Source organism: Flavobacterium flavipigmentatum (assembly GCF_020911905.1).
Classification (GTDB): domain Bacteria; phylum Bacteroidota; class Bacteroidia; order Flavobacteriales; family Flavobacteriaceae; genus Flavobacterium; species Flavobacterium flavipigmentatum.
Genome location: NZ_CP087133.1, coordinates 3,888,820 through 3,912,623 on the forward strand (window position 1 = coordinate 3,888,820; position 23,804 = coordinate 3,912,623).

Sequence of the window (23,804 nt, forward strand, 5' to 3'; positions counted from 1 at the left end):
CACTTTCAGCTAATTTTGATATTTTCATAAATTAAATTTTCTATACTAATCTAAATTGAAAATATTGTCTATGATACAAACTTTTGGTTGTGGAAAATAGTTGTTTATTAATTTTCCGGCTTTCTTAATTGTTCTAATACTGGCTCATTAGTAAAACTGATGTGAGTTTGTGGTTTTTCATTAAGTTGATCATAGATTACGATGCTGTTTTGTCCGGATTTTAACCAACAACCAGGTACATAAAGCGTTTGTTGTGGTCCTACTTTCCAATATCGTCCAAGATTATGTCCATTGACAAATACAATACCCTTTCCCCAATCTGTCATGTCAAGAAATGTATCGGCTGGTTTATCTATATTCAATATCGATTCATATACAACGGGGCGTCCAAGCTTAACCATTTCATTTTTAATAATGGGAACTTCATTCATAGGCATTTTATACATTTCCCATCCACCACTAATTTCATAATCATTTATAAAAATAGGAGAAATGATTCCTTTGGTGTTATGTACTATTTCAGCTCCATAATTGATCCGCCCCATATTTTCTACTAGAATTTCCAGAATACCGTTAAAAGGAATAGAAACAGCTAATTCATACTTATTGAAAACCCTATTTAATTCACCAACATTTACTCCATTAACATAAACTACAGCAAAATCTCTCAATCCATCTATTTTTAATGTGCCTATGATGGGTTGAGTAAATCGTTTTCGATACAAAACATACCCATTTCCCTGACCAAGTTTTTCAAATGTTAGTGGTTGATCACTAACTACTGCTTTTTCTTTTTTTATCCAACTCAAAATATCCATACTGGCTTTTACAGCTTGATTAGGATATTTAACAAATGGAATCTTTTCAGGAATAGGAGCTAATTTTGTTTTTGAGAACTGTTGCATGACCTCACGAATAGCCATGAATTTTGGTGTTGGCCAACCTGCTTCACTAATGGGAGCATCATAATCATAACTCGTAAGATCTGGCTGAATGTTACTTTCTAAATTATAATTAGCTCCAGAAGTAAATCCAAAATTAGTACCTCCATGCACCATATAATAATTAAAAGACACACCTGCATCTAGATACTTTTTTGTTTGACTTACAATCTCGTCGGTTCCTATTTTAACAAATGGTTCTGCCCAATGATCCAACCAACCTGAATAAAACTCCGCAACCATATAAGGTCCTTGACCTTTGTTATACTTATTAACTTGTTTTTTTAAATTATCAAGATTTGTTTCACCATTTGCTGTTGGCAAAATACCTTCAATTACGCCATCCTCAAATAACCAAGTCCCATCCGAAGTAAAAAATGGTCCCTTAAAACCAGTTTCTTTAAGCAAATTATAAATCGCATTTTTATAATCTTTATGATCGCTAGCTTTAATATCTGTTCTTTGCGAAACATATGATCCAAATTCGTTTTCAACTTGAACCATAATAATAGGTCCGCCCTCACTAGCAAAAAGCCCTTTAATCTCTGCATACAAATGTTGAAGATAAGTTTTACAAGCCTCTAAAAAAGCTTTGTTATTTGTACGAATCATTAACTCTGTATTGTTTTGTAACCACCACGTGTAACCGCCAAATTCCCACTCACCGCATGCATATGGGCCTGGCCTAAGAATTACAAACAATCCTTCACTTTTTGCAATACGAATAAACTCGGCCAAATCTTTATTTCCAGTTTGAAAATCCCATACTCCTGGCTCTATTTCGTGATAATTCCAAAACACATAAGTAGCAACAGTATTCATACCCATAGCTTTGAGCATTTGTAATCTATGCCTCCAATACTCCCTAGGAATACGTTCATAGTGCATTTCTCCCGAATGTATTTTTATAACTTTACCATCCTGACGAAATTCTCCATCAGAAATAGAAAATCCTTTTGACTGACCTAGACTACTAAAGGTTAATAAATAAATTAATAAAATTCCGAACCTAAATAAAATCTGCTTCATTTTTTCTTTTTTTAAATATATCTACAATACCTTTAATTATAACCTATGATTTATGTACATAGATAATATATAGCACCTCAAATTGTTTTATTCGTTAATTATTATATCTCTTAAAAATTCTTTTTTTTATCAGAAATAATTTAAAAATACATTTGTAATGTTTTTTTTATAGTAAAAATTTCATCTCACGCATCTCTATTTCATCATCATGTTTATGATAAATTAATTTGTTTCTTTTACAGACAATGCGTATTCGTGTTTGATAAACTATAATTAGAATGAGTAGCTAAAAAGAATTTACAACATCTACAAGAATATGTTTATAATTTATTATTTAATTTACCAAAACCTCATCCACAAACAGCCAAGAATCTTCTCCTTTAGGGCTTTTCTTTAAGTTAAAAGCAATTACTTTTACAAATCTTGCGTTGCGTTTTTCAAAATTGATTTTAAAGTCTTTTAGTTCCGAATTTACATTCGCAGCATAAGGACGCACGACTTTGCCAACTTCTTTATATTTGAAGCCGTCGCTGGACACTAAAACTTTTATTTGTGTTGGAAAATTAACTCCCGAACCCTGACTCTCCAAAGCTCCAAGAGTAACCTGTTCTACGCTCTGTTCTTTTTCTAGATCGATAACAAGTTCCATATCATTAATCAACCACGCCTGCCACTGACCATCGTGAAAATTCTTCGAACCTCTGATAGTATTGACCATTACAAAAGGGCCATCACCTTTATAATTTTGATTAAAAGGGGTTAAATAAGTTACTTTGTGGGCAAACGCTTTATGAAAAACAATTGTATCTGTAAAAATTTTGCCTACCAGTTTTTCATTTTGAAAAAGAGATGCTTTTAAAATTGTGTTTCCGGTAAACTCAATAGGAGTTGTATATTTTATAGCATTGCCCGCCAGACTTTTATCCCCCAAAACATAACGGATATCAGGATTTGGAAATTCATTTTTTAATGTAACATTAATTTGTTTCTGCGTCATGTTAACACTTGAAGAAGCGGTAACCAAATAAGCACTTTTTGCATAATTGATACCTAAATAATCGTAACGCTCTAGCAACAAAGTTAATCTGTCTGTAAAATCATTCCAGTTTTTACTTTCTTTTTTAGTCCATAAAACCTCGGCCAAAGCAGCAATTCTAGGAAAAATCATGTATTCTGAATCTGTTGGTTTAGGCAGGTGTTCTGCCCACAAATTGGCTTGTCCGCCCAAAACATGTTTTGCCTGTTCTGGTGTCATCGTGGGTACAACAGGATCAAATTCATATACTTTACTCAAGGGTGTATAGCCGTCAAAAGCGATAGGTTCTTCGTTTTGAGGTCCCTGATAAAAATTAAAATAACAATGTGATTCTGGCGTCATAATCACGTCATGACCCTGCTCGGCCGCATCAGTACCTCCTTTAGTTCCTCTCCAACTCATGACTGTGGCTTCGGGAGCGAGGCCGCCTTCTAATATTTCATCCCAACCGATTATTTTTTTACCTTTAGAATTGATGTATTTTTCAATTCGTTTAACGAAATAACTTTGCAGTTCGTGGGTATTTTTCAAACCGTTGTCTTTCATTCTTTTTTGACAATTAGGACATTTCTCCCAATTGGTTTTGGTGGCTTCGTCTCCACCAATATGAATATATTTTGAAGGAAAAACAGCAATAACCTCATCAATTACATTCTGCAAAAACTCAAAAGTAGTTTCTTTACCTGCGCAATAAATATCGGTAATAGGCCATAATCCGCCTGACGGCACCCCAATACGCTGATTAAAACAAGCCAATTCTGGATACGATGCGATGGCACTGCTCACGTGCGCAGGCATCTCGATCTCTGGAATGATTTCGATATTTTTGGTGGCAGCATATTTGACAATTTCTTTTAGTTCTTCTTGTGTCAAAAACCCTCCGTAAGTTCCTTTTTCATCTGGATTTACTGTTAATCTGGCATTCCAAGCTAAATTTTCCTGATCGACTCTCCATGCACCGATTTCGGTTAATTTTGGATATTTTTTTATTTCGATTCTCCAACCCTGATCATCGACCAAATGCAAATGCAAAACATTCATTTTAAGCATAGCCAAACGATCAATAGTTTGAATAACATAGTCTTTATCAAAAAAATGACGAGACAAATCCAACATCAATCCTCTCCATTGAAAACGAGGTTCATCATTTATAACAACATTCGGAATTTGCCATTTAACATTCGATACTACATTTTTGCTTTCAATAGCACTCGGCAGCAATTGTCTAATTGTTTCTAAACCGTAAATAAAACCTGCATTTCCTTTGGCTGTAATCGTAATAACATTTGAGGTAACTTCTAATTTATATGCTTCTTTATTTAAGTTTTCATCTGTTTTAAATTGAATAAAATTACTCTGCGGAATTGCATTTGAAAATTCAGGACTCCATCCTGCAGCGGCACCAAATTTCTCTATTAAAACGGCAGTTATTTCTTTTTGAAAAACATTATTTACAACAAATTTCGTCTTTTCAGAAAATTCAAATACGCCAGGCTGAATAAGTAATTGTGCCGGTTTTGGAATGATTTGAATCTCTTTTTCTGTGTATATTTTCTGAGAATATACAGCACTTACAAAAGTTATAAAAAAAACGATAAGGAATGGTTTTAATATCCTCATAATGAATTATTTTATTGATGGTGTAATTGTAAATTAATAGTAATATTTGTGTCTCATAATAGGTCTTTTAGATTGCCTACAGCTTTTTTTGCGGCTATTGTTTCATTTTGAAAAACATAATAAGCAGCGTGCATTGACGCCCTGTTCTCCTCATTAATTTTTTCCTTTTGCCAAAAAAGAACACTTTCCTGCGCTTTTACAGTTCCTATAAAAGTAATAATGAAAGTTACTATGAATATGTTTTTTTTCATTGCTTTTTTGTTATTTATCCCAAGACATTTTAAACTTTGCATCTTCCATTCTATGTCCGTTTTCGTCATCAGAAACTGCAAAATTAAAACCTGATCTTAAGCTGTAGCCAGCATGTTCACCATTTTTATTCAAAGCAATAAAACCTACTTGCAGGTATTCCATGTCTTTATGGTTTTTATGTTTGTTATAAATGCGTTCTGTAATTTCCTTACAGGCATCGTAAGGCGATTTTCCCTGGCGCATTAATTCGACAACCATTGCACTTCCGGCCGTTCTAATAACAGCTTCTCCGAGACCGGTTGCTGCTGCGGCACCTACTTCGTTGTCAAGAAAAAGACCCGCGCCGATGATTGGGGAGTCACCGACGCGACCATGCATCTTCCAAGCGGCACCACTGGTCGTACAGCCACCGGCAAGATTACCGTCTTTATCCAACATTAACATACTAATTGTATCGTGATTTTCTATATTGATAACTGGTTTGTATTTTGAATCTTCCAGCCATTTTTTCCAATCTTTTTCTGACTCAGGAGTTAATAAATTTTCTTCTTTAAATCCTTCTGAAAGAGCAAACTGGAAAGCACCTTGACCTGCTAACATGACATGAGGCGTATTTTGTAGTACTCTTTTAGCCACCGAAATAGGATGTTTGATTCCTTGCAAAAAACAAACAGAGCCGCAGTTGCTGTTATGATCCATAATACACGCATCCAAAGTTACTTTTCCTTCACGGTCAGGATATCCTCCATAACCTACACTGCGAATATTAGGATCTGCTTCTGGGATTTTCATGCCCGCCTCAATGGCGTCTAAGGCTGATTTTCCTGCTTTTAATTGTTTCCAACTTTCTTCATTTGCCGGAAGGCCATGATTCCATGTTGAAATAATTACGGGCTTTTTTTCTTTTTTACCAGTATTCTCAGTTATATTTTCCTTGTCGTTAGCAAATCCGCTATACCCCAAAGAAGCACTTAGAGCAAATGTCCCTAAAGTGGTTTTTTTTATAAAATCTCTTCTATTCGACATAATTTTATTTTTTATGAAACATTTCGGATGAAAAGTTATGCAATTATGTCTACTTAAATAAGCGATATTGATAACTATTTCGAATCATTTATTTCAAAATGGCTTTTGTTGCTGCAATGGTTTTTAAATTACTATCGGATAAAGCATTACCATCAAAAAAAGAAACCCCTTTGGCTCCATTTTCTTTGGCTAGTAGGATTGCTTCCCTTAATTCTTTATCTGATTTTAATTCTGGAATGTAAATTCCGGTGTTTATTTTGATCTTTTTTTCCTCTAAATCAGATACTCCCTGTTGGGTTGCATAACCTACCCAGTCAATTTCTTCATTATAAAAACTGTGATAAATCATCGGATATACCTCATCAATGTTCCACTTGTCCCAACGCTGGCGTACCATGTGATCTGCCATTTCTGGATAAGGAAATACTGCAGCCGTTAAGTTTTTGTTGTATTTATGAGCAATTTTGTAAGCATCATTTACCACCGATTTTATAGCATTCAATCTAAAGTTTTTCCACTCCATATCGATAGAAGTATTGTGGCTCTTTTTTGGATTTTTATGATGAATTTTTTCAAAAGCTTTGATACATTCATCACAATAACAAAAATCAAATTGCGGTAATTCTTCGTCTTGAACTAAATTGTATTTTGGCAATAAACTAATTGGTAAAAAAATATCTGGAAACCGAATATAATCCAGATGTACACTTTCTATACCTTCTACTTTTGCCAATTCTTCCACCAAGCCCAAAACATGTTCTCTGGACTCTTTTCTTGTTGGGCATAACCATTGATAATAATCGACATACGGACGATTATCAAAACATGATTTTCCCTCTTTACTCACCATGTACCAATCAGGATGTTGCAATGCAATTGAATCTCCAGGTCGGTTCATGGCCATGATCCATGCATGAACTTTTAAACCTTCTTTTGTAGCCAGTGGTACTAATCTTTTTAGCAATTTCGGATCTGTTCCCGTATTGATTAATACTTCGTCAATTCCGCCAGCTTTGTATTTTTTAAATTCTTTTGTGTATTCCGCATCAGCTTTTTTAGCATCAGCGGTAGTCCAGACTCCAAATTTAAAAGTAGTTTTTTCGTCTTTATTTACACATGAAATAGTACTTAATACTACCAAAAAAAGTAGTAATTTGGATAGCTTCATGGTTATTTTAGTTGGATATGATTTGACCATCTTGTTTGATAATTAAGGTTTTATTGGAAAAAGGACTTTTGATTGATATGTTGTATCCTGCCGAATGATTTTCTACTATTGGTTTCAAAATTTTACCATCAACGCTGATGGTTTCTTTAGTAAGACTCGTTAAAGACTTTGCCCATGTTTTGTATTTTTGATAATATTCTTTTTGAGCCCGATACAAATTGTACAACTCCCATCTTACTTTTTCTTCCTGCGGAATTGTAAAAATTTCTTTTTCTTTGGATGAAAAATAAACATAACCCCATTTTTCTGGCTCGTGCATATTGATGACACCCATTGGTGACCAAACCCAATTGTACTCGGGCAAAAATTTTCCGTCGGCATCTTTCTTGCGCATGTAACCGCCATTTTTTACAGTATGTTGCCAATTTACTCTTGAAAAATTGACCCTCCAAAATTTATCTTCAGGTACATTATTTTCGTTATTGGATTTTCTATAAGATGCCCAGGGAATCGCCATTTCTAATACCCAACCCTGATCGATATCGTTTGGATTGTTTAGCGTTCCGTTGATTTTAACTGCCGATTTTAGACCCGGAATATTCCAGTCATTTAAAACAACATTATCATTTTCTCTGTAAGGTTTTGACAAAAATAGATCCCAAGCGGTGTTTAAGGCGTTTATCTCTAATTCGTAATAGTTAAAAGTGTCGCTATCGGGATCTATGAAAACTTCAAAATCGTTGTTGTAAAAAATAATAGTATCGCGCTGTTTCAAATTGGCCCAAACATGTGGCTCCTCCATTTTTGCCAGTATGTAAAAATTGGTATCATCCCAGAGCATTTTAACTTGTGTTGCATATTTTGGTTTTTCGCTATTTGATATGTCCTCAAAAAGATCGGTCCAATCTGCTTTATTCCAAGAAACATCCGATTCTTCTCCATCAATTACAATAATATCACTGGTTTTAGCGGCCACATAGGTTTTGGGCGTAATGGTTTTATTCGATTGTGAATACCCCATTATCGAAAGAAATGCTAAAATGACGGTTAACCATTGAAATTTTGAACCCATATTTTTTTTTCTATAAACTATTATCTTTTGTAAACTGAACAACTTCACTTAATTTACCAAATGCCATGGCAACGACTGTATCTGCTGCTCCATAATAAACGGCCAATTTATCTTCTTCTGTATCGTGCAAAGCGGCACAAGGAAATACGACATTGGGTACATCGCCAACTTGCTCATAAATTTCTGCAGGCCCAAGTAAATAAGGCTGTGTTCTGTATTTTACATTCTCAGGTGCATCAACCTCTAACAGAGCTGCTCCCATTGCATAACGAAAACCATTGCAAGTATTAATCACGCCGTGATATAACATCAACCAGCCTTCATTAGTAAGAATCGGGATGGGCCCTGCTCCCACTTTGGTACATTGCCAGGCACTTTGCTCAAAAGGACTTGGTTTCATTACTAATCGGTGTTCTCCCCAATATTTCATGTCTGGGCTGTAACTGATCCAAATATCTCCAAAAGGCGTATGACCATTATCACTCGGGCGACTTAACATCGCGTATTTTCCGTTTATTTTTTGAGGGAATAATACCCCATTTCTGTTAAAAGGTAAAAAAGCATTTTCGCACTGAAAAAATTCTTTAAAATCAAAAGTATAACCAATTCCAATCGTTGGGCCGTTATAACCATTACACCAAGTGATCCAGTAGCGATCTTCGATAAAAACCACACGAGGGTCATATTTATAAGCCGATTCGATCATTTCGGTATTCCCCGATTGCATTACAATTGGCTCGTGATTAATGTCCCAGTCGATTCCGTTTTTACTAAAACCAGCAAAAATATTCATTTGAACCGCTTTGTTATCACATCTAAAAACACCTGCAAAGCCATCTTCAAAAGGAACAACTGCGCTGTTAAAAACACTATTTGATGAAGGTATTGCATATCTTTCTATAATGGGATTATTAGAATATCTCCACATTACATTATTGTTGTTTTCTGGTCTGTCTTGCCAAGGAATTGTGCTCATTTTACTTTATTTTGTTTGTTTTTTATATTAAATATTTTTTAACACCATCAAAACCAATGCTTCTATGTGTTACATTTTTATTTCTAAAAACTTTGTAAAAGTTTGAATCTTTAATAAAGTTTTATATTCTTACTACTCCACTCAATTTGTCATCCTGACGAAGGAAGGATCTGCGCAAGAAGCTCCTCGTGAAAATTAGCCAATCTTTGTAGAGTTTCTCTCTAAGATTCCTCGTTCCTCGGAAAGACAAACTTTGGCGTAAAACTTTGACACAATTGCTATAAGTATTAATCCTGTATTTTTCGAACCTTATCTAACCAAGTAAATTTTAATATCGTTGTTGTCACTAAAAACACTACTAATGCTGTAATTGCTTTCGGATAATCTTTAATAATAAAAAATATCGGAAGTAAAATCATACTCGATTGCCACACAATCCCGATGACACAATTGAGCATATCTCGGAAGAAATCATTATTTTTTTCGAAAGACTGATCTTCTAATTTTAGTGTTTTGTATACGGGATTCCACCATCCCCAAGGTCTTACATTTTTATAAAAAGACCTTAAAACGTCCATATCTGTTGGTTTACTGAGAAAAGTTCCAAGAAGGCAACCTAAAATAGAAAACCCAAATATTACCGGAAATAAATAAATAGCCTGTACCTCTGACAAATCATATAAAAATGATCCCGGTGTAAAATTTCCTTTATTTTGCCCTAAAACAAACTGAAAAGAAGCTACCAATAAACCAGCAAACATTCCCCAGAAATATCCCCATCCGTTAAAACGCCACCAAATCCATTTTAAAAAATTGGCGGCTACATAACCACCGTACAAAGCACTGGTAATCCATAAAGTTAGTGAGTTGATTGAGTCTGCAAAAAAACCCATAAATACTCCTAAACCTACCACCAAAAAAGAAGAAATCTGACTTACTTTTATATAATGAGCATTTGTAGCAACTGGTTTGAAATACTTTTTATAAATATCATTTACAATATAAGCAGGCCCAGCATTTACAAAAGCCGAGAAACCTGACATAAATGCCGCTAGTAAACCAGCTAACAAAATACCTTTTATCCCAACAGGAATATATAAATTGACCACTTTTGGCATTAGTAATTCCAGGTCGGCTCCTGTTAAACCAGTATTTGCATTTAGTTCCGGAGCTAAATTCATCAAAGCAATTACCACAATTCCGGTAATTAATAAATACCTCGGAATAAACAAAATCAGGTTGGTAAAACCACTCATATAAGCCGCTTCTTTTACCGATTTGGTAGAAAGAATGCGCTGCAAATCGTAACTTGGCGTTGGCCCGGCAATACTAGCAAAAAAGCCTTTAAATAAGGTCATTCCGATAAAAGCGCCAAACATTTTGTAGCCTTCAGAATCAATGAGATTATTAAAGGTCTGAAACTTATCGCTCCACTGGGTTTCGAACTGCCATCCGAAGAAAACATTTTTCCATTCTTCGGTTATAACCGAATTAATTTGAACATCTGTATAATTGACAAATGCGTAACTGGCAATTAAAACACCCGCAATAATCATGATTAAATATTGTACCACTTCTGTGGCTACTACAGAAAACATTCCGCCTTTTACCGTGTAAATTGTAGTTAAAAGAATAATTATTAATGCATAAGAACGCTCAGAGGTTAGCAAAATTAAATCTCCGTAATGAAGCGTTAAATCCCAAGGAAGAATAATAGTTACAAATTTCCCGATTCCTTCAAAAAAGTAAGCGATAAAACCAATTGTAGAAATAATGGCAAAAATAGCTACTATAATGTGTGATGCTTTTCCGGCTCTGTCGCTTCCAAATCGGGTTAAAATCCATTCAGAACCTGTCATTACTTTCGATCTTCGTATCCAAACGGCGAGGAACATCATTACAAAAATCTGATTCCAAATCGGCCACAGCCACATAAACATAAAACTCTTTACTCCGTACAAAAACAGCACTCCGATCATCCAGGAAGTCCCCGAAACATCAAACATTCCTGACCCATTGCTTAGCCCTAAGAAATACCATTTGATTGTTTTTCCACCAAGGAAATAATCATCCAATCCTTTTGATGCTTTTCGTGAAATCCAGATTCCTATACCTACCGAAAGCAGTATATAAGCTACTATAATTGATACGTCAATAATATCCATTAATTTTATTTATTAGTTAGTTACGCTCGTTTTTATTTTTTAATTCCCCAGTTTTTATTGGGTTCCGCTCCCATCACAAAGTGTAGAATCCCGCCTTGTAAAATTTGCTGATGCGTGATGAGTGTTTTGTTGAATGGAACACCGTTTAATGTCGCCGACTGGATGTAAAAATTTTTATCGGAAACCTTTTCTGCTTCGATTACAAAGGTTTTTCCGCCTTGAAGATGTATCGTTGATTTTTCGAAAATTGGACTTCCGATTTCGTATTCTCCCGAAGCCGGATTCATCGGATAAAATCCTAATGAACTAAAAACATACCAAGCCGACATCTGACCGCAATCTTCATTACCACTCAATCCGTTTGGCGTTGTATTGTATTGTGTATCCAAAATATGACGTACCCAATATTGTGTTCTCCAAGGCTCATTGGCTTTATTAAACATATAAGCAATATGATGACTTGGCTCGTTGCCGTGCGCATATTGCCCAATTAAACCCGAAATATCAGCCGAAACATTGTTTCCTGTAATTTCTGAACTCTCCGTAAAAAGTTGCTCCAAACGTTTGGTAAAAATGGCATCACTTCCGTGAAGTGAGATAAAATCCTCTACATTTTGTGGTACAAACCAACTGTGTTGCCACGCATTTCCTTCGGTATAATCGGTATGTTCTCTATGGTTCGAATGTTTGGGATCAAAAGGTTCGTTCCATGACTTTCCATCTTCCGATTTACCTCTCATAAAACCCGTTTTCGAATCAAATAAATATTGATAGGCTTTAGAACGATTTAGAAAAAATTGATAGTCCTCTGTTTTCCCTAAAGCTTTTGCCATTTGTGCTACACACCAATCATCATAAGCATATTCTAAAGTAATAGTAACCGACTCGTCTAATAAATTATACGGAATATAGCCGTATTTTTTGTAGAAATTTAATCCACGTTCGTCTTGCATCATTGTGGCTTTCAAGGCTTCGTAAGCTTTTTCCGCATCAAAACCTTTAATTCCTTTTAGATATGCATCTACAATTACAGGAATAGAATGATAGCCCGTCATTGTATTAGTTTCATTGGCATAAAGTGTCCAAACGGGCAATATTTTTTTTGTATCATAATAGGCGACCATCGAGTTTACCATATCCGAAACCTTGTCTGGAGCCAATAAAGTCAACAGAGGATTTTCGGCCCTAAAAGTATCCCATAGTGATAAGGTCGAGTAAGCAGTATAATCATTTGCTGTAACAATTTGATCATCTTCTCTCCTAAACTGACCGTTTTTATCACTATAGGTTACAGGGGCAATCTGAGCGTGATACATCGCCGTATAAAAAATGGTTTTTAAAGAATCTGTGGGAGTTTCCACAGTAATTGTACTCAAAGCAGTGTTCCAAATTTTGGTAGCTTTTGATTTTGCTTTTTCAAAGTTAGAATTATCACCCTCCAGATTATCTTTGGCATTAGCCACACTCACAGAAGACAGCGCTACTTTTACCAATAATTTATCTGTATTTGCGGGATCAAAAAATAACTGAGCCGCAGTATTTTCTCCTTCTGCACTATTGCCGGTAATAACACTTTTATTAGCAATTAAAACAGATTCTGCAATAGGTTTTGAAAATTGAGCAACAAAAAATACTTTCTGATTTTTTGCCCAACCTATACTGTAGCGATAGCCACTAATGGTATATTTATCTTCAACTTTAAGGGATGTTTTTAAGGCTTTGTCCCAGTTGATTGCAAAACCAAGATCGATCACGACCGATTGCTTGTCGCCTTTAGTAAAGGTATATTTATGAAAAGCAGTGCGTTGTGATGCTGTTAACTCTACATTAATTTTAGGATCTTCAAGAAAAACCTGGTAATAACCCGGTGTTGTTTTTTCGTTAACATGATTGTATGATGATTTATAAGGTAATTGATCTCGAGAAGTTGTTTTGGTCGTTAAATCGACTTTTTTATTAATGGGCATGAATAGAATGTCTGCCAAATCACCAATTCCGGTACCACTTAAATGCAAATGGCTAAAACCAGCCACAGTAGCATCAGAATAATGATATCCCGAGCACCAATCCCAGTTTGAAATACCATTATCGGGACTCACCTGCAACATCCCGAAAGGAACAGTTGCGCCGGGATAGGTATGGCCGTGACCACCTGTACCAATAAGCGGATCAACATGGTTGGTAAAAAGTGTTTGCTGATGAGTATTTTTATTTACATTTATTTTGCAACTTGCAACTAAAATAATCAACAAAACTAGCAATGTAAAATTCTTCATGGAGCACAATGTTAATTTAACTTTAAATTTAGATAAATTTGGTTTTTATTAAAAGTAATTTAGACGGACAACACTTAAACTTAGATAAACATCAAAAAAAGTCACAAAAAATACTATAATTATGAATTTCAATTCCGGCAAATTATATCGAATACCGCTTCATTATCATATCATCTTTTGGCTGACTTATTTTTTATTTAATACCTTTCGATGGGGAAGCTATTTTAATGATTATCTATATTCCTTTAAAACAAATTTATTAGGATTTCCGATTCACATGACGTTGTGTTATTTGAATATTTTAATTTTTATGCCATATTTGGTATATCGAAAAAAATATATCCTCTATATTATTTCGGTTTTAGCGGCTATATTTATGATGGTGATCGTAAAATTTAATCTAACCTATTTATTGATAACCCATGAAGTTTGGCCCGAAGGTCCTGAAACCATAGACAAATTAACGCTCAACTATACCATCGACATGATGATGGGAGAACTGTATGTCATGACTTTTGTAACGGCAATAAAGATCACTTTGGATTTTTTAAAAGAACAAAAAAGAGTTACTGATCTTGAAAGATCACAGTTAGAGACCGAATTGCTTTTTTTAAAATCTCAAATTTCTCCGCATTTCTTCTTTAATACGCTTAATAACATTTATTCTTTATCGGTAGAAAAATCAAACAAAACACCTAAAATAGTTCTAAAGTTATCTGAATTAATGCGTTACATGTTATACGAAACAAAAAGTAAGCGCCAAACTTTAGAAAACGAGATACTTTGCATTCAAAATTATCTTGATTTAGAAAGAATTAGAAATGATGATCGCCTTGAGGTAAACATGTCTATTTCCGGAGACATTCACGATAAAGAAATATCTCCAATTATATTATTGACCTTTATTGAGAATGCTTTCAAACATGGCGTTAATAAAAACACCGGAAAAGTAGTTATAAATATTAATTTTAAAATTAAAGGAGATTTTCTACATTTTACAATTTCGAACCCAACGCCAGAAATTACACAACACAAAGAAAATTTTAACAAGTCAAGTGGTATAGGTATAGAAAATGTTAAAAAAAGACTTGAACTTGGCTATAATAAAAATGATTATAAGCTTTCATTTAAAAATAAAAAGGATATTTTTGTTGTTAAACTTGTCATTAAAGTCTCTTGAGACACACTGCTTTTTTTCTAAAAAGTGATCGCTACAAAAATTATTTCGCTCAAATAATAACAACCAGAAATGAAAATAAATTGCCTAATTATAGATGATGAGCCATTGGCTATTAATGTTATTAAAAATTATTTAGATCCTATTGAAAATTTTGAGGTAATCAATACTTTTAGTAATCCAATAGAAGGTCTTAATTTTTTGAAAAACAACAAGGTAGATGTGATTTTTCTTGACATCAATATGCCTGTTCTTGATGGTATTAATTTTATTAAAAGTCTGGATAACCCTCCATTGCTTATTATTACGAGCGCATATAGTCAGTTTGCGATCGAAACTTACGAATTAGACGTGTTGGATTATCTGGTAAAACCAATTGAGTTTCCGAGATTGATGAAGGCATTAAATAAGGTAAGTAAAAGACTGGAAAACAACACCCAAGTAATTACAGAAAATAATCCTGAAAGCCCTTTTATTTTTGTTAAAATTGACAAAAAAAGAATGAAGAAAATTTTCTTTAATGAAATTCTAGTCATAGAAAGCCTGAAGGATTATTTAAAAATAAATACTTTAACAGGCAAATACATCATACACAGCACATTATCTGATTTTACAGAATTATTACCCGAAAGAAATTTTTTAAGAATACACCGATCTTACACGATCGCCATCGATAAAATTGATGCTGTTGAAGGAAACAGTATTGAGATTGAAGGCCTTAGATATGTTATCGGTAGATCTTACATCGACCATGTAAAACAAAGAATTTTAAATTCTCCTATGTAAAAAAATTAAGTTCTCCTTCTTAAAAGCATGCCGTTTTGCGCTTTTTTTCTACACTAAATTTATAGCATCTTTATAAAACAAAAAAAATGCAACCATAAATGATTGCATTTTAAACATATAGGTAACTAACCAAATAAACCACATGAAATAGTTTATTAATTTTCTAAAACAATACCAACCTAAAAATGGTATCGTTTAAATGCTTCAATTGCCGAGTAATCAGCCAGTCCTAAAGCATGATATTTTTCTGCTGTCAATCTGTTTCGATCTTCAACTCTTACCCAAAATTCTCTACTGTCATCTCCCTGAAACATCACTCCATCTTTTTGAGATTGGTGATAGAAAATAGCATGACGTTTTTTAAGCACCTGATCCGGACTCATAGGAACTGCCATCTCAATCTGATAGGACTCCCATTCGTGCCAAGCTCCTCTATACAGCCAAACCCAGCAATCATTCATAAAACTATTGTGTTTTAGTCTTTTTAGAGCTTCAAATAAGCTATCCAGGCAAACTTTATGTGTTCCGTGCGGATCGGCCAGATCTCCGGCGGCATAAATTTGATGTGGTTTTACTCTTTCGATAATGTCACACATAATTTGTATATCTGCCTCTCCAAGATTATTTTTCTTTACTGTTCCTGTTTCATAAAAAGGCAAATCAAGGAAATTTACATTTGAATCTGGCACGCCTAAATATCTCGTCGCCGCAAGAGATTCGCTTCTTCTAATTAACCCTTTTAATTTTCTAACTTCCAGTGAATCAATATCATTCTCTTTTTTAGTTTTTAAAAAGTTGATAATATCTTTAGACTCATTAGAATTTGCATTTAATGCCTTTGAAATTTCGGCAAACTTTAAAGCCTCTTCATTAGAAACTGCTATGTTTCCTGAAGTTTGATAGGCAATATGTACATCGTGTCCCTGTTCTACAAGTCGATCAAAAGTTCCTCCCATCGAAATAACATCATCATCAGGATGCGGGCTAAAAATGATAATTCTTTTTCTCTCAGGCGTAGCACGTTCCGGCCTGTAAGTATCATCAGCATTGGGTTTTCCACCTGGCCAGCCAGTAATGGTCTGCTGCATTTTGTTAAACATTTTAATATTCAAATCGTATGCAGTTCCTTCTTCTGTCAAAAGACTAGACATTCCATTATCGTTATAATCTTTATCCGTTAGTTTAAGAAAAGGCTTTTTAGTCAGTTCGCTCAGCCATGCTACAGCTTTTAGTTTTAGCTCTTCTGTCCATACAACAGATTTGACGAGCCAAGGCGTTTTTACGCGGGTTAATTCTGATGAAGCTTCAATATCCAGAACAAACGTCGTATTTTTATGTTCTTGCAAATACGTTGCAGGCACTCTCGAAGAAATCTCTCCTTCTATTGTTTGTTTGATAATTCCTGCTTTACTGATTCCCCATCCAAGAAGAACAATTCTTTTAGCATTTTTTACAGTGCCAATTCCCATTGTTATTGCTTTTCTGGGTACATTATCTATTCCTAAAAATGATGATGCAGCATCCTGACGTGTCAAGTGGTCAAGTGTTATACTTCTTGTGCCCGAATTTACGTGAGATCCTGGTTCATTAAATCCGATATGTCCCGTTCTTCCAATGCCCAATAACTGAAAATCCAATCCGCCATAAGCCTTAATTTTCATTTCATAATCAATGCAATATTGCTGTAAATCTTCACTCTTTATTTTTCCGTTAGGAATATTAATATTTTCTGCGAGAATATCAACATGATTAAAAAGATGTTCATGCATAAAATGATAGTAACTCTGAATATTATTTCTGTCCATCGGATAATACTCGTCTAGATTGAAAGTTACTACATTGGCAAAACTTAAACCTTCTTCTTTATGCAATCGCACCAATTCTTCGTAAACTTTTATTGGTGATGATCCAGTTGCTAGTCCCAAAACACAAGGTTCGTTTAATTCTTCTTTTCTTTGAATTATGTTGGCGATTTCCTGTGCTACCAATATTGAAGCTTCATGAGACGATTCGAAAATAACGTTATGAATCTTTTCAAAACGAGTTTCTTCAAACTTTCCTGCCTCACTAAAATTTATGCTTTCCTTAATCATTTAATGCTATTTCGTTTATCATTAGTATAAAATTAAGAATTAGCCTGTCGATTAAATCAAAAATTCGACCAATAACCTATCAACTTCGGCAAAAGACATTTTTTTAGACTTGTATTTTATTCAATCCCTAAAACAGAAATAATTACTCCACAATACTAAGCTCTCCTATAGTTACAGTCTTAGATTTGTCAAGACCTGATTTAGCTACAAAACGTAAATATCTTGCTCTTACCGGATCGAATGTTTTGATTTGCTCTATTGGGTTATTCTTTATATTTGAATACTCGCCCTCTGATTGTTTAGTCCAAGTTTTTCCGTCTATACTACTATAAAATTCATAGTTCGAAATTAAATTAAGAGGATTGCCTACTTGTTGCGGAGTGTAAGTAAACCCTTTTATGGTGATCTCGTTTCCTAAATCAATAATTACTTCTTGTGCATGTTGATTGACATCTTCCTCAAAACCCCAGGTTGTGCCAGGATTACCATCAATAATTTTATTCACTGTTTTTAAGTCACCACTGGAAGCTGAAACAACTTTCCAATTTTCTTTAGAAACACCATACTTAACAATTCGAATAGCACTACTTATTTTCTCTTTATTATGTAATGAAATAGCTTTTATTTCGACTGCTTTATCATACTTAAAAGAACCACTGTATTTAAAGCTTTTTGCAGTAGGTTTTGTCCCATCAAGAGTATAATAAATCGTATTTTCTGCTTCGGAATCCATAGAAACCATTCCGTTTTTATCTCTTTGTACAGCTGGCATTCGCACGAAAGTAGGCGCATTAAAGGCCTGAATATTAGAAATCACAATACTTGCTTTAGAATCTATGATATTAATCCTAAGCGCAGAAGCTGTCACTCTTTTTGTTCTCAATATTCTTTTATAACCAATAGTTGTTTCATTGGCAATAGTTTGCCATTCTCCATCTACTTTTGCTTCAACTGTAAATACTTTAACCCGCTGTCCTAATTTGATATATTCTTGCAATAAAATCCGATTGAAAGCTGTTGGTTTTTTAAATGTAAATAATATAGAAGCTTTTTTTACAGTATCATCCGTTGCCCAATATGTTTCTTTATTTCCGTCAATTGTATTTTTAGCACCATATTCTGTACTATTTCCTCTCCAATTACTGGCACTAACTTTACTTTTTGCAAGTACTTCTGTCTTGAAATCCTTTTTAATAATGGCTGCATATTCTTTTAATCTTTGAATATCATTTTCATGAATCAATCCTCTTTCATCAGGAGGAATATTCAATAAAAAAGTAGAATTACGACCTATAGAATGATAATAAAAATCTACCATTTCGTCTAGTGTGTGCACTTTATCATCTTCTACAGCATGATAAAACCAACCTGGTCGTATCGACACATTGGTTTCTCCAGGAACCCATTTTTCGCCATCCTCATGACCAGACATGTATTCTGTATAATGCACTTTTCCAGCTAAGTCATCTTTTTGACGTAAGAGACTCCAATTGGTTTCATGGGCATAACCTTCCTCGTTGCCTATCCATCTGGCCTCCGAAGGTCCAATACCCCAAACCAATGTTTTGGGTGCTATTTTATATATTAACTCATAAGTTTCATCCCAATTGTAATATTCTAAAGTATTTATTTTTCTAATTTCATTAGCACCTCCATAGTAACCATCGCCACCATTTGCTCCGTCAAACCACATTTCAAAAACATCTCCATAATTGGTTAGTAATTCTTTTAATTGATTTCTAAAATAAGTAATGTAGGCAGGTTTACCATAATCAGGATTATTTCTATCCCAAGGTGAAAGATACAACCCTAATTTAAGTCCATATTCTTTACATTCAGCAGCCAATTCTTTAACCAAATCACCTTTGCCATTTTTCCAAGGAGAATTTTTCACAGAGCGTTCTGTGTACGCCGAAGGCCACAAGCAAAATCCATCATGATGCTTTGCAACCAATATAATTCCTTTCATTCCAGCTTCTTTAGCAGTACGAGCCCATTGACGGACATCTAAATCACTTGGATCGAACAGTTGTGGAGATTCATCACCATACCCCCATTCTTTATTTGTAAACGTATTTAATGAAAAATGAATAAATGCATAGAATTGCATTTCGTGCCAGTCCAATTGTTTTTGCGTTGGTAAAGGGCCAAACGGCTCAGGAGGTGTAACCCGCTTCTGACTATAAATTGGAGTTAGCAAAATAAAAAAACTTAGTAATAGAAAAATATTTTTCATCGCAGTTTTGATTAACATTTTGTTATTAAAATAGTAACAACACAATATTAAGGAAAAAGACATCTCTGATAAATACTATTTCGACCAACAACCTTTTTTAAAGAGTTTTGGTAAAATTTCGATGTTAAAAAAAATCCACAAGAAAAACATGATTTAAAAAAAAGAGGAAATCAAGTTAACTCAACCATTAAAAATAATTTTAAAAGTGGTTCCTTTTCCTAATTGACTCTCAACAGTCACTCGCCCATTCATGGACTCAATCTGATTTTTCGTTATGTAAAGCCCTATACCATTGGCATTTTCGTGCTTGTGAAATGTTTTGTACATTCCAAACAACAGATGTCCGTACTTTTCCAGATCAATCCCTAAACCATTATCTTTTATGGTAAACACTTTCTGTTCGTTTTCTACAAAAAAATTAAATTCAATTATTAAAGACTTTTCAGGATTGGCATATTTAATTGCATTCGTACATAAATTTTGCAAAACACTTTCAAGGTAGGCGGGATTAAAATTAATCGTAGCATCTTTAGGCACATTATTTACAATGGTAGCATTATTTTTAAAACTGTAAGCACTAACAATATTAAGCACTCTGCTTAAATAATCGCTCAAATTGAGAGGCTTTACAACAATATCCTTATTGTTCTGTATATTGACTATTTGAGATAAATCTTCAATTGTTTTATTTAAATCATTAGAAACAATTCGAAGATACTTCATCGTCTCCCGTTTTTGAGCAAAACTATCCTCCAAATCAAGCATATCCAAAAGAAGCTTAAAATTGCCCGCATGCGAATTTAAATTATGTGATACAATATGTGAAAAATTCAGTAATCTGTTATTGTTTTGGCTGGATAACTCCGTTTTATTTATCACCTTTGATTCTTCTTTTTCCTTTTGAGATGCATCGTATGTACCAATGTCTGTATGCTGTATTTTAGAATCTGTTATGTCTGTAATTCGTCCGTAAAAAATAATACTTTGATCACTATTTATCTCACTTGTTGAGGAAATTTTAAACCAACATAACCCTTTGATGGGTAATTCTACCCTAAAAATAGTGTCCCATCTTTTTCCTTCTTTGATCGAGTCAAATAAAGATTGTTTCACAAGTTTCTTATCTTCCTGATGAATTTGATTATAAATATAAAATACTTTATTTATAAAAATCTCATCTTCTGATATTTCAAACATTTCATACGCCGAATCATTTACAAATGGCAGATCGTAATCATTATTTGGCGATACCGTTAATACAAAAAATGCATCTTGGATGTTGTCAAACAATTTTACTTTCAATTGATTAACAGTGTTTTCTATTTTCGTTTTATAAAAATTGAATTCCATAATTGTACTTTTTATAAATTAATAAATTTCTACATATTCTCTTGATTAATTATTATATTTTTTCTTCAAAATACAACTGAAAAAGGTTAATTAAATCAGGTAAATTATCTATTCCAAGTTTTTCGAAAATTCTGTTTTTATAGCTATTGACTGTAACAATATCTTTCTTTGACTTTAATAATTCCAGAATTTCTAAGTTTCCATATCCTTTGATTAACAATCTTGCGACTTCAATTTCTTGATTTGATAAAATATCCAACGGATTTACTATTGTTTTTGAAATAAAAGAATCTAAGATTCTCTCTTTTATATTTTGACTCATATATTGCCCTGATGAAATCATAGTATTAATTGCAAATTTCATTTCATCTTCTGAACTTCCTTTATTCAAATAGCCTGATGCCCCATTATTCAGGTATCGCATAGCATAAATATTTTCATCACAGGCAGAAAATACAAGTATTTTAATATCTGGTTGGATTGCTTTTATTTCTGCCAGAATATTCAAACTATTGCCATCCGGAAAATGAACATCCAGAACCAGTAAATCAACGTAAACTTCACTTAGTATTTTAAAAATATCTTTGAAAGATCCTGCTTTAAAAACCTCAGCATTTAAAAATAAATCCTTAAATATCAACGAAATACCTTGACGCACTACGCTGTGATCATCGGCAATTAAAAAATTATATTGATCTGATGATTTCATTTGTAATTAAATTATTGCAACTCTGTTCACTAACTCATCAACTATTCTAGAAATGTTTACTCGAAACAATCATAGGTCTTTAAAATTTATACCAGATTTAATATTAAATTAAAAGTAACCTTGGTACCTTTGCGTTCTTTACTTTCTACATGTATTTCTCCTCCAAATAATTCGACTATTTCCTTACACAGGTTCAAGCCTAAACCTACACCTAAATCATTGACTTTTGTCGAGACTGTTCCTTGATAATATAGCTCAAATATGTTTTTTAAGTCATTTTCGGCAATACCAATTCCTTGATCTTGAACTTCTATTTTTAAATTCAGTTTAGTCCCCGAAATATAGTCCAGATCAATAGTAATTATTATCAATCCATTTTCTGAAAACTTATTTGCGTTACCAATTATGTTATAAAAAAGCTGATGAATTTTTATAGCATCTGACACTACTTCATAATCAAAATCTAAGTTAGAATTTACCTTTATTTTATTTCCTTTGGTTTCGACCAACGAAGCCATAGAAGAAATAATCTGCTTGATTTCTGTTTGTAAATAAAACTTCTTGTTATTTAATTTTGGTTTATGATTTTCATCTTTAGAATACTCTAAAATCTGATTCGCTAAAAGTTGCAGTGAATTAGTAGTAAACTGGATAGATTTGAAAGTTTCTTTTATTTCAATATCTTTTATCGAGGAACTTATCATTTTACTATAAATAGAAATAATACTCAAGGGAGACCTAATTTCATGGCTTATCATACCCATAATTCTATTCTTAAAATTCAGGCTTTGTAGTATCTTATTCTGCGCATTTGTTAATCTTTTTTCATATCCAAAAGCCATTCGTGTAAAACTGAAAAGTATAATTGATATTACAAACATTAATACTAAAAGCAGGATTATAGAATAATTTCTAACTGTGATATTTGATTTGTATCTGTCCTCCAGCTGTTTTTGAGTGTTCTCTTGAAGCGCACTCAAAGAATTACTGTAATTAGGTATTATTTGTCCTTGCAAGTCGAGGAGTTTGCTATTAAGTTGGGTCAATTTTGAGTCTTCATTTGTCAAACTCGAAAAAGACTTTTTTAAGTTATTAAATTCATTTTCATAATATTTATTGGTAGCATTAAAAACATTTTCTACCTGATTTTCAATGCTTCCTGAAACTACTTTATCATTATATTTCATCGTAACAATGATATTAAGATGCTCTTTTTGCACATCAATTTTACCAGCTAATGCATCTCCAAGTCTTAAGAACAATCCTTTGCGTGATACACTGTCAACTTTTATATAAAAATCTGTTTTAATACTGTCTAAAATCTTTTTATATTCAAATTTATTGAGCTTAAATGAGTCTGATGAATATTTTTTATCGGGATTAATTTGTATTGCTATAATAGAATCAATATCAGATTTTAAAGACAAAATATCAGATTCTGACTTGCTCTTTTCCATCAAAATCCTTTTAAATTCCTGATTTTTTTCGGTAAATAAACTCAAACTATCCACTAGACGATTTATCTCGTTAAGAGAACCCGTATAATTTTGAAAAGAAACCTCATCTTTATAATGTATATAATCATTAAAATACTTTTGAGAATTAATGAAGGACCTATTTACTTTATTGGTTACAAGTGAAATTTTATTTAAGGTGTTGATAGATTCAAAAGCTTTCGCAATCTGGACTTCATTTGAAGTTTCGTTATACCAGAGGATAATGACAACAACTTGCAAAAAAACAACACATGCCAGCAAAGTATAATGAATTACTTTCCTGTATCTAAATTTTAGTTTTATAAAACTAAACGTATTACCTATAAAATGCTTTCTGATCAAAATTTATATTTTAATTCAATTTTTGAATTTATATTTATGTTTATTTATGAGTTG

The 23,804-nt window shown here is 33.4% G+C and carries 16 protein-coding genes; 2 read left to right on the forward strand and 14 right to left on the reverse strand.

The genetic code is table 11. The annotated features are described in order from the left end of the window. Positions 1-107: 107 nt before the first annotated feature. The 9 genes from LNP22_RS16520 to LNP22_RS16560 all read right to left on the reverse strand — a co-directional run bounded on the left by LNP22_RS16520 (position 108) and on the right by LNP22_RS16560 (position 13,561). A complete protein-coding gene (locus LNP22_RS16520) occupies positions 108-1,970 on the reverse strand; it encodes a beta-galactosidase (RefSeq protein WP_229974435.1) in 1,863 nt (620 codons plus the stop codon). Between the two features lie 334 nt (positions 1,971-2,304). Further along, entirely contained in the window at positions 2,305-4,626 is a 2,322-nt protein-coding gene (locus tag LNP22_RS16525; protein WP_229974436.1) for a beta-N-acetylhexosaminidase, read from the reverse strand. A 53-nt stretch (positions 4,627-4,679) separates the two neighbouring features. Then, on the reverse strand, positions 4,680-4,877 hold the full coding sequence (locus LNP22_RS16530) for a hypothetical protein (protein WP_229974437.1): 198 nt from the start codon (positions 4,875-4,877) through the stop codon (positions 4,680-4,682). Positions 4,878-4,887: 10 nt separating this feature from the next. Then, entirely contained in the window at positions 4,888-5,904 is a 1,017-nt protein-coding gene (locus LNP22_RS16535) for an isoaspartyl peptidase/L-asparaginase family protein (RefSeq protein ID WP_229974438.1), read from the reverse strand. Between the two features lie 88 nt (positions 5,905-5,992). Then, the gene (locus LNP22_RS16540) at positions 5,993-7,072 is read right to left on the reverse strand and encodes a putative glycoside hydrolase (protein WP_229974439.1); all 1,080 of its coding nucleotides are present in this window, start codon (positions 7,070-7,072) and stop codon (positions 5,993-5,995) included. A gap of 7 nt (positions 7,073-7,079) precedes the next feature. Then, on the reverse strand, positions 7,080-8,144 hold the full coding sequence (locus LNP22_RS16545) for a carbohydrate-binding family 9-like protein (RefSeq protein WP_229974440.1): 1,065 nt from the start codon (positions 8,142-8,144) through the stop codon (positions 7,080-7,082). Positions 8,145-8,154: 10 nt separating this feature from the next. Beyond that, positions 8,155-9,120, reverse strand: a complete 966-nt coding sequence (locus tag LNP22_RS16550; RefSeq protein ID WP_229974441.1) for a glycoside hydrolase family 130 protein — start codon at positions 9,118-9,120, stop codon at positions 8,155-8,157. Between the two features lie 287 nt (positions 9,121-9,407). Then, positions 9,408-11,285, reverse strand: a complete 1,878-nt coding sequence (locus LNP22_RS16555; RefSeq protein ID WP_229974442.1) for a sodium:solute symporter family protein — start codon at positions 11,283-11,285, stop codon at positions 9,408-9,410. Positions 11,286-11,317: 32 nt separating this feature from the next. Next, complete coding sequence (locus LNP22_RS16560; protein ID WP_229974443.1) at positions 11,318-13,561, reverse strand: GH92 family glycosyl hydrolase; 2,244 nt, start codon at positions 13,559-13,561, stop codon at positions 11,318-11,320. 121 nt (positions 13,562-13,682) lie between these two features. Here LNP22_RS16560 and LNP22_RS16565 point away from each other — a divergent pair, with 121 nt between their 5' ends. Beyond that, entirely contained in the window at positions 13,683-14,741 is a 1,059-nt protein-coding gene (locus LNP22_RS16565) for a sensor histidine kinase (protein WP_229974444.1), read from the forward strand. Positions 14,742-14,810: 69 nt separating this feature from the next. Continuing rightward, the gene (locus LNP22_RS16570; RefSeq protein ID WP_210664938.1) at positions 14,811-15,524 is read left to right on the forward strand and encodes a LytR/AlgR family response regulator transcription factor; all 714 of its coding nucleotides are present in this window, start codon (positions 14,811-14,813) and stop codon (positions 15,522-15,524) included. Positions 15,525-15,703: 179 nt separating this feature from the next. On the opposite strand, the gene nagB is transcribed toward LNP22_RS16570, so the two are convergent. From nagB to LNP22_RS16595, 5 genes are all read right to left on the reverse strand, one after another. Further along, positions 15,704-17,617, reverse strand: coding sequence for a glucosamine-6-phosphate deaminase (nagB, locus tag LNP22_RS16575; protein ID WP_229974445.1), 1,914 nt, complete (start codon positions 17,615-17,617; stop codon positions 15,704-15,706). 142 nt (positions 17,618-17,759) lie between these two features. Next, the gene (locus tag LNP22_RS16580) at positions 17,760-19,871 is read right to left on the reverse strand and encodes an alpha-L-fucosidase (protein ID WP_229974446.1); all 2,112 of its coding nucleotides are present in this window, start codon (positions 19,869-19,871) and stop codon (positions 17,760-17,762) included. 162 nt (positions 19,872-20,033) lie between these two features. After that, the gene (locus LNP22_RS16585; protein WP_229974447.1) at positions 20,034-21,203 is read right to left on the reverse strand and encodes a sensor histidine kinase; all 1,170 of its coding nucleotides are present in this window, start codon (positions 21,201-21,203) and stop codon (positions 20,034-20,036) included. A 52-nt stretch (positions 21,204-21,255) separates the two neighbouring features. Continuing rightward, positions 21,256-21,912, reverse strand: coding sequence for a response regulator (locus LNP22_RS16590; RefSeq protein ID WP_229974448.1), 657 nt, complete (start codon positions 21,910-21,912; stop codon positions 21,256-21,258). 86 nt (positions 21,913-21,998) lie between these two features. Continuing rightward, on the reverse strand, positions 21,999-23,750 hold the full coding sequence (locus tag LNP22_RS16595) for a sensor histidine kinase (RefSeq protein WP_229974449.1): 1,752 nt from the start codon (positions 23,748-23,750) through the stop codon (positions 21,999-22,001). Positions 23,751-23,804: the final 54 nt, after the last annotated feature.

What these genes read in the sequence shown, in the direction of transcription:
- LNP22_RS16525 (WP_229974436.1), bottom strand. Translation starts at nt 4,626, where the DNA reads ATGAGGATATTAAAACCATTCCTTATCGTTTTTTTTATAACTTTTGTA.
- LNP22_RS16560 (WP_229974443.1), bottom strand. Translation starts at nt 13,561, where the DNA reads ATGAAGAATTTTACATTGCTAGTTTTGTTGATTATTTTAGTTGCAAGT.
- LNP22_RS16570 (WP_210664938.1), top strand. Translation starts at nt 14,811, where the DNA reads ATGAAAATAAATTGCCTAATTATAGATGATGAGCCATTGGCTATTAAT.
- LNP22_RS16580 (WP_229974446.1), bottom strand. Translation starts at nt 19,871, where the DNA reads ATGTTAATCAAAACTGCGATGAAAAATATTTTTCTATTACTAAGTTTT.
- LNP22_RS16590 (WP_229974448.1), bottom strand. Translation starts at nt 21,912, where the DNA reads ATGAAATCATCAGATCAATATAATTTTTTAATTGCCGATGATCACAGC.
- LNP22_RS16555 (WP_229974442.1), bottom strand. Translation starts at nt 11,285, where the DNA reads ATGGATATTATTGACGTATCAATTATAGTAGCTTATATACTGCTTTCG.
- LNP22_RS16530 (WP_229974437.1), bottom strand. Translation starts at nt 4,877, where the DNA reads ATGAAAAAAAACATATTCATAGTAACTTTCATTATTACTTTTATAGGA.
- LNP22_RS16540 (WP_229974439.1), bottom strand. Translation starts at nt 7,072, where the DNA reads ATGAAGCTATCCAAATTACTACTTTTTTTGGTAGTATTAAGTACTATT.
- LNP22_RS16535 (WP_229974438.1), bottom strand. Translation starts at nt 5,904, where the DNA reads ATGTCGAATAGAAGAGATTTTATAAAAAAAACCACTTTAGGGACATTT.
- LNP22_RS16520 (WP_229974435.1), bottom strand. Translation starts at nt 1,970, where the DNA reads ATGAAGCAGATTTTATTTAGGTTCGGAATTTTATTAATTTATTTATTA.
- LNP22_RS16565 (WP_229974444.1), top strand. Translation starts at nt 13,683, where the DNA reads ATGAATTTCAATTCCGGCAAATTATATCGAATACCGCTTCATTATCAT.
- LNP22_RS16545 (WP_229974440.1), bottom strand. Translation starts at nt 8,144, where the DNA reads ATGGGTTCAAAATTTCAATGGTTAACCGTCATTTTAGCATTTCTTTCG.
- nagB (WP_229974445.1), bottom strand. Translation starts at nt 17,617, where the DNA reads ATGATTAAGGAAAGCATAAATTTTAGTGAGGCAGGAAAGTTTGAAGAA.
- LNP22_RS16585 (WP_229974447.1), bottom strand. Translation starts at nt 21,203, where the DNA reads ATGGAATTCAATTTTTATAAAACGAAAATAGAAAACACTGTTAATCAA.
- LNP22_RS16550 (WP_229974441.1), bottom strand. Translation starts at nt 9,120, where the DNA reads ATGAGCACAATTCCTTGGCAAGACAGACCAGAAAACAACAATAATGTA.